Genomic DNA, 7,276 nt, shown 5'->3' with positions numbered 1-7,276 from the left:
CGTGACCCAGCTAAAATTGTGCAATAGATTTACAACCGCTATGGCTATAATTGGTGCGTTACGCTGCGCTAACACACGATGGCGGCGTGGCACACCTTATTTGATGAATTAGAATTGGTTCGTAGTTAGGGAACTTCAGCCCTCTCCAGCTAAACGTTATAGCACTAAAGTGCTTACTACAAACCCACTACAAATAGTCACAGTAATCAAGCTTGCTGGGGGATGACCATCCGAAAACAATCACTATTCGTGAAAATTTGCAAGTCATGCGCGAACAATGGAATCAATAGCGTTTCTCCTTTGTATTAATTTATGGCTACCCTGAAGTACCCATACATTTAAATTATTGAAAGAATAGTAATGACTGATGAAAGAGTTGCTAAATCTCCTTCATAATAGTAATATAAACAAATCCTTTTAGCTGCTACCACAAGACCGAAAATTGTTGGTTAAGACTGGAGGGAGAAGGATAACAGGTACAGACACAATCCGTTGTGCTTACAGGGAAAAAGTGGGTTTAGCCAGGACAACAGCACAGCTAGGAACGTGTCGGCGTCGATCAGGATTGCACTCAATCTCTAAGTTAACCTGCTCCGTGGAGTTACTCTCCCCTACGGGAACAGCAAAGGGAAACGAGAAGGCTCTACCGATATTTCTTAATTCAACCGACAACATTAGCATTTTTTATCAGCCATATCTTGCTAGTGCAAGAAGGCAAGAATCAGAAAGGAAGAATGCTTATACAGTAAGCTGTTGCACCTTTTTTAACGGGATAGTTATTTCCGCCGAGCTGCACTTGAGAAAAGATTCGCTCTAGTTCAATACAACTTGACTCGGATCAAGTGTTTGTGCTAAAAAAGAAGTTTTTTTAGATCAATTCTCGATCCTGTCCACTTAGCTCATTACTCTTGTTGAGTTGAATTATGTCCTCAAGTCTAGCAACAACCATGGTAGAACGACCAACCTTTCTCGATTTAACTGAACTTGATCACCCTAACCTCCAGAGTTCAGAGCAAAATGCAGCCGGCTTAAGTGATCTGGTGGCAAATATTCCTGGGGCGATTTACCGCCGCGCCGGGGATTCTCAGTGGACAACCCGATTTATTACTCCCGCTATCCAAGATATTTGCGGTTATCCCGCCAGTGATTTTATTAAGAATCGAGAACGGTCTTTAATTAGTATTATTCATCCTGATGATAAACCAATTATTGAACAAGCGCTTGAAAAACAGCTAACCCATCAACAGCCTTATTGGTTGGAGTATCGGATTGTGCGATCCGATGGATCTGTGGTTTGGATTTGTGATAAAGGACAGGGCATTTTTGACGAAACGGGACAACTTCTCTGGTTAGATGGAATTATTCTTGATATTAGCCAGCGTCAACCTGAGAGTCACGTTAACCATACGATGCAACCGTCAGAAACTATTCAGGAATCTGACGCACTCTATCACTTGATGGTGGAAACGGCGTCAGAGGGAGTTTGGATGTTTGATGTGAACAGCCAAACCGTTTTTGCTAATTCTCGGATGGCGGAAATGTTGGGTTATCATGTCGAAGAAATGATCGGGCGATCGCTCTTTGATTTCATGGATGCAGAAAGTCGTCCTCTTTATTCAACTTATATCTTGCGTCGTCGCCACGGAATCCACGAGCGCCACCCGTTTAAGTTTCGCCGTAAAGATGGCTCGGAGTTATGGGCAATTGTGTCTGCTACGCCCATTTTAAACGCTCAGGGTGAGTTTGTTGGCGTGTTGAGGATGATTACTGATATTAGTGATACCCATGAGGAATCCGCCCAACGCCAACAGGCGGAAAATGCCTTGCGAGAAAGTGAGCGGCGATTCCGGGCTATTTTTGATGCAACGTTTCAATTTATTGGTTTGCTTAAACCCGATGGTACGGTGTTAGAAGCCAATCAAACCGCCTTAAATTTTGGCGGATTGCGGCGTGAAGACGTGGCGGGGCGTCCATTTTGGCAAACGAAATGGTGGAGTCATTCATCAGAAATTAAGAACCAATTAAAACATGCGATCGCGGCGGCGGCGATGGGTGAATTTGTGCGCTATGAAGTGGAGGTTGTTGGCGCGAATAATCAGGTGATCACGATTGATTTTTCTCTTAAACCTGTCACCGATGAAACCGGACAAGTTGTACTCTTGATTCCCGAAGGTCGTGATATTAGTGAACAGAAGCAAATCCGAGAAGCCTTGCGCCAGTCGGAAGGTCGATTAAAACTCAAAAATAAAAAACTCAAGCAAGTATTACGCCAACTGAAAAACGCTCAAGCTCAATTAGTGCAAAATGAAAAAATGATCAGTTTGGGTCAGATGATGGCGGGGATAGCCCATGAAATTAATAATCCGATCAGCTTTATCTATGGCAATGTTACCTATGCTCACGACTATACCCTAGAGCTGTTCAATTTGATCGACATCTATGGCAAACACTATCCAGAACCTGTACCCGAAATCCACGATCAGATTGAGAGGATGGATCTGAATTTCTTAAAAGCAGACTTTCCTAACCTGCTCAATTCCATGCAAGATGGAGCCGAACGTATCCGGGAAATTATTCTGTCTTTACGCAACTTCTCGCGTTTAGATGAAGCTGAACAGAAGTTGGTGAATATTCATGAAGGAATCGATAGCACTCTGCTTATTTTACAGCATCGATTAAAAAAGACCGTCTTTCCCAAAGAAATACAGATCATCAAAGACTATAGTCAACTTCCTCGGATTCAATGTTATCCCAGTCAGCTTAATCAGGTGTTTATGAATTTACTCAATAATGCCATTGACGCCTTGGAACAGAAGGAAAAACATTATCCTCACTTAGACTGTCATAAAAGGATTACGATTCAAACTAGCGTGATCACGCCTGATAATCAGGGTTTATCGACTCCAGATGAAGACATACTGAGTCCCGAAAACAAGGCAGAAATTAGAGGAAAGACAGTTGACGACACTGATCAAAATGCTGCTTCTGTGATTATTCGCATTGCTGACAATGGTATTGGTATTCCCAAAACCTTACAAAAAAACATACTCGACCCATTCTTTACCACTAAACCTGTGGGGGTTGGTACAGGTTTGGGGTTATCAATCGCCCATGCGATTATTGTCGAAAAACACGGCGGTAAACTTAGTTATCAGTCTGAACCAGGTCAAGGAACAGAATTTATCATCGAACTACCAATACACCCGCCTCTAAATTAAGATTGTAGAGACGTTGCATGCAACGTCTCTACAATCACGGCGTTTCCCGCAGCGCTTGCAGATAATCTATCGCGGCTTCCAGTTTGGAAGAATAGCTATAGGAAAACTCTTCAAACCAAAGCCCTTCATCAGAATGTGGCTTTAAATTATTTAACCAGTCTTGGGCTTGTTGCTTCAGAGCGTCCCGTTTGCGTTGTTCTCGCTGTTTTGCCTTGAGTTCTTCTTCTTGCCGTTGCTGCTGTCGTTTCCGTTGGGCTTCGCGCTCTTGCTCCTCAAACTCAGCCTTCAGTTCTGATAGCATACTATCTTCTACAGGCGATCGCGAAGATGGCGATGAGGAAATAGGTTGATAGGTTGACGAATTCGTTGCAGGCGACTTCAAGTCATCCTCATCCAACAGAGGTTTTTTCTCCGGGGGTTTTCCCTGGTCTTTTTCTTGATATTCGGCTTTTATTTGGTTTAATAAGTCATCAAGGGATTCTGCCATAAGACGAAACTCTCAGTTAGGAGAGATTTTTTTATCAACAGTTACAATTAAGGACATATCCTCAACGGTCATGTCCTCTATATCTTCTATTTTAATCCGCTTTGCCATACAGACTCTGACACCGAATCCCTTGATGTCTGCTCAGAGCGATCGCCTGAGGTAAGGATCGGATACTAAACCAAAACAGCATAATACTCACAGATGAGGTAAATGCACCCCCTGTGTTCTCAAACACACGCTCACTTGGTTATCTAATCGATTACAGCATTGAGCAACACGTCCGTTAAGGTCATGTCCTCCATATCCTCAATCGTTACCGTATCCACAATGTCAAATTTAGCACCCGCACCTTGCAGTTCATCATCCAGAATCTTGAGGAACTTCGTCGCTTGAGGATCACTGCCAATTTGGATAAAAGAAATGGCTAACTCTTCATCCTTATCAATTCGGCGTGACGCTTCGATAATCACCTTCATCACCGCTTTACGGTCATCGGGTTCCCCATCCGTAACCACCAATAGGGTTTCACCATTCAACTTCGTCTGACCGCTAGTTTTGCGCTGAAAATAGTTATTGAGGGCATCTTCCAAGACAGATGCCAAGTCTGTGCGTCCTGATGGCTCATTTTCCTGGAATACTTGCATGACTTTATTCGCTGTCACGCCATCATAGCGTTTGAAGCGACCCGAAAATAGGTAAATAGTGATACCATCGGGGTCAAATTCTTCGCATTTATTTGCTAAAGCCAGAGTAGACTCTTGCATAACATCCCAGCGGCTTTTCCCAGAATACTGGTCTCGAATCGACATACTGCCGCTTTTATCAATAATTAAGGTATAATCTCGTTTCTCTAGCATAAAAACGTTCCCAAATCTACTACAGTCCTTCTCAAGGGTATCAAACCCACCACTAGTGCAGCGGGCATAAAAATACTTGAGCAGCTTCGTAGATACGATGAAGCAGGGGGAGCAGAGGCAGCAGGGGAAGCGGGGGGAGATATTAGCTGTTCAGTTATTTCTGCCTTCTTGCACTAGGCGATCGCCAAGTTTACGGTGGCGACAGTTGGTGAGCAGGGCTGTAGGGGCGGGTTTTACGGAACACGTTTAACGTTTTGGTGCAAACCCCTGGCATTGTAGAGACGCGCCATGGCGCGTCTCTACAGCATTAGGATGCCAACTCAGATAAGGTTTCCTGAAGCGGCTGCCAACGGAAATAGCGATCGCCTCCCATTTCAATTGCCACTTTCACCCGCTTCTCCTGTTTAGGCAACGCGATGAAATATTCCAGTTCTTGGCGCGACAGACTACTGCCCTCAATCAGCCACAGAACCATCCCTTTCGACTTAGGCGGTAGCGTTTCCAGTTGATACGTCAGGATAGGCGGGATAAAGTAAACCTCACCCACAGCAGCGCTTTTACCGATGGTTTTCTTCCCCAAATGCGGCGGACGAACACCGTGAACACCCGTCAGATAAGCGGCTGGATCGCCCAATCCTTTCGCTGAGAGAGAAATCGTCGTATAACCCGCCGCCCGCAGTCGTCGCCGATAACGCCCTTCAAATCCTCCTTCTAAGGGAGCGTACAATGCCAATGTGCCGGACTGTTCTAAATCCCGAATGAACGTCTTTCCGGTGGTGATCAGTGCCATTTATTTCTCCGATTCCGCCTTAAGTTTTGTTAATTCTTATGAGCCAATTATATAGGGATAGAGGCTTCCTGGCACATCTAGCAAGAGGAGACGATTGAAATCGCTGCGACACAAATGTATGCGAAGCCTTCCCGAAGGGTAATCCGCCTGCGCGGACTGGGTTATAACAGGGGTAGCGTTCCCCGGATTTGGTATCAGTTGGTGTATTGAATAGCGATCGCAAGACGTAAAAACCATGCCCTAAGCGTAGTTAAAGGGTCAATTGGCGGGACAAACGCCAACCACTGTAGGGGCGGGTTTAGGAACTAGCGGTAGCTTATTATCAATAACTCCACCACAAAACCCGCCCTTATGCATAAGTAGGGATTGTTAACCAACCACTGTAGGGGCGGGTTTAGGAACTAGCGGTAGCTTATTATCAATAACTCCACCACAAAACCCGCCCTTATGCATAAGTAGGGATTGTTAGTATAAAGCCAGTTTTCCTAACAATTCCCGTCCATGGTTTCATTCAACTATCCCACTCCTCAAACCGATCCACTGGGTTCACCCAAAGAAACGTTACCAACGATGTATGATCTTCCGAGTGAATATCCAGAGGAACCGGGTTTGCCTGACGAATTCCATGATTGGCAAGCGCATTTATTGAGCTTGACATTTTGCCCTCCCCACTATCCCCTTTCACAGATCTTTTATGCCAGCGACTTGAACATTTACTATGATGTGCATCATCCTCTGTGGCATAAACGTCCGGATTGGTTTGGGGTTGTCGGCGTACCGCGACTGTATAATGATGTGGATATGCGCCTGTCTTACGTGGTTTGGCAGGAGGGCGTCAATCCGTTTGTTGTGGTGGAATTGCTCTCACCTGGAACCGAGAGGGAAGACTTAGGAGAACAGGTAATCCCATTGCCAGACTCTGAGCCAAGACAAGGTGAAGGAAATGGGCAAGAGAGTCAGCTTCCCACTGAAGATAAACCACCGGGAAAATGGCAGGTTTACGAGCAGATTTTACAGATTCCTTATTATGTCGTATTCAGTCGTTACACCAATCAGCTACGAGCGTTTAAACTAAATGAAGCCCATTATCAAGAGTTAGAGGTACAAGATGGGCGAGTATGGATGAGTGAGTTAGACTTGGGTTTGGGATTATGGCAGGGAGAGTTTCAAGGGATTAATCGCCTCTGGTTGCGTTGGTATGATGCTCAAGGAAACTGGATTCTGACGGAAGCGGAACGGGAAAGACAACGAGCGGAACAAGAGAGACACCGAGCCGAACAAGAGAGACAACGAGCCGAACAAGAAAGACACCGAGCTGAACAAGAGAGACAACGAGCCGAAGCTACACAAGCTCGGTTAGATGCTTTGATGGAGCGACTGCGAGAATCAGGCATTGATCCCGATACCTTTTTCCAGGATCAGGGTTAAAATCAGTCGAGTCACTACAGTTAGCGATCGCAAGACGTAAAAACCATGCCCTAAGCGTAGTTGAAGGGTAAATTGTCGGGACGGAAGCCAGCCACTGTAGGGGCGGGTTTAGGAACTAGCGGTAGCTTGTTACCAATAACTCAACCACAAAACCCGCCCTTATTCATAAGTAGGGATTGTTAACCAACCACTGTAGGGGCGGGTTTAGGAACTAGCGGTAGCTTATTACCAATAACTCCACCACAAAACCCGCCCTTATGCATAAGTAGGGATTGTTAACCAACCACTGTAGGGGCGGGTTTAGGAACTAGCGGTAGCTTGTTACCAATAACTCAACCACAAAACCCGCCCTTATGCATAAGTAGGGATTGTTAACCAACCACTGTAGGGGCGGGTTTAGGAACTAGCGGTAGCTTGTTACCAATAACTCCACCACAAAACCCGCCCTTATGCATAAGTAGGGCTTGTTAGTATAAAGCCAGTTTTCCTAACAATT

General features: G+C 45.2%; 6 protein-coding genes. 2 read left to right on the top strand and 4 right to left on the bottom strand.

Going from position 1 to position 7,276, the window contains the following annotated elements; translation table 11 throughout:
• Positions 1 to 498: 498 nt before the first annotated feature.
• Positions 499 to 681, bottom strand: a complete 183-nt coding sequence (locus MC7420_RS40985) for a hypothetical protein (RefSeq protein ID WP_157453448.1) — start codon at positions 679 to 681, stop codon at positions 499 to 501.
• A gap of 242 nt (positions 682 to 923) precedes the next feature.
• On the opposite strand from MC7420_RS40985, the gene MC7420_RS36030 reads away from it, so the two are divergent.
• Positions 924 to 3,218 (top strand): PAS domain S-box protein, encoded by a 2,295-nt coding sequence (locus tag MC7420_RS36030; protein WP_006106414.1) that lies wholly within the window; start codon positions 924 to 926, stop codon positions 3,216 to 3,218.
• Positions 3,219 to 3,252: 34 nt separating this feature from the next.
• On the opposite strand, the gene MC7420_RS33885 is transcribed toward MC7420_RS36030, so the two are convergent.
• From MC7420_RS33885 to ndhN, 3 genes are all read right to left on the bottom strand, one after another.
• Positions 3,253 to 3,705, bottom strand: a complete 453-nt coding sequence (locus MC7420_RS33885) for a salt stress protein, Slr1339 family (protein WP_006106402.1) — start codon at positions 3,703 to 3,705, stop codon at positions 3,253 to 3,255.
• A gap of 251 nt (positions 3,706 to 3,956) precedes the next feature.
• Positions 3,957 to 4,562, bottom strand: a complete 606-nt coding sequence (locus MC7420_RS33880) for a vWA domain-containing protein (RefSeq protein ID WP_006106437.1) — start codon at positions 4,560 to 4,562, stop codon at positions 3,957 to 3,959.
• A 307-nt stretch (positions 4,563 to 4,869) separates the two neighbouring features.
• Positions 4,870 to 5,352, bottom strand: a complete 483-nt coding sequence (gene ndhN, locus MC7420_RS33875; RefSeq protein ID WP_006106404.1) for an NAD(P)H-quinone oxidoreductase subunit N — start codon at positions 5,350 to 5,352, stop codon at positions 4,870 to 4,872.
• Positions 5,353 to 5,853: 501 nt separating this feature from the next.
• Here ndhN and MC7420_RS33870 point away from each other — a divergent pair.
• Complete coding sequence (locus MC7420_RS33870) at positions 5,854 to 6,780, top strand: Uma2 family endonuclease (protein ID WP_006106399.1); 927 nt, start codon at positions 5,854 to 5,856, stop codon at positions 6,778 to 6,780.
• The last annotated feature ends 496 nt before the right edge of the window (positions 6,781 to 7,276 follow it).

This window comes from Coleofasciculus chthonoplastes PCC 7420 (assembly GCF_000155555.1).
Taxonomy (GTDB): Bacteria; Cyanobacteriota; Cyanobacteriia; order Cyanobacteriales; family Coleofasciculaceae; genus Coleofasciculus; species Coleofasciculus chthonoplastes_A.
This window is presented reverse-complemented; position numbering and strand designations above follow the sequence as displayed.

Coding starts and splice junctions, on each gene's coding strand:
- MC7420_RS40985 (WP_157453448.1), bottom strand. CDS start 681: ATGCTAATGTTGTCGGTTGAATTAAGAAATATCGGTAGAGCCTTCTCG.
- MC7420_RS36030 (WP_006106414.1), top strand. CDS start 924: ATGTCCTCAAGTCTAGCAACAACCATGGTAGAACGACCAACCTTTCTC.
- MC7420_RS33885 (WP_006106402.1), bottom strand. CDS start 3,705: ATGGCAGAATCCCTTGATGACTTATTAAACCAAATAAAAGCCGAATAT.
- MC7420_RS33880 (WP_006106437.1), bottom strand. CDS start 4,562: ATGCTAGAGAAACGAGATTATACCTTAATTATTGATAAAAGCGGCAGT.
- ndhN (WP_006106404.1), bottom strand. CDS start 5,352: ATGGCACTGATCACCACCGGAAAGACGTTCATTCGGGATTTAGAACAG.
- MC7420_RS33870 (WP_006106399.1), top strand. CDS start 5,854: ATGGTTTCATTCAACTATCCCACTCCTCAAACCGATCCACTGGGTTCA.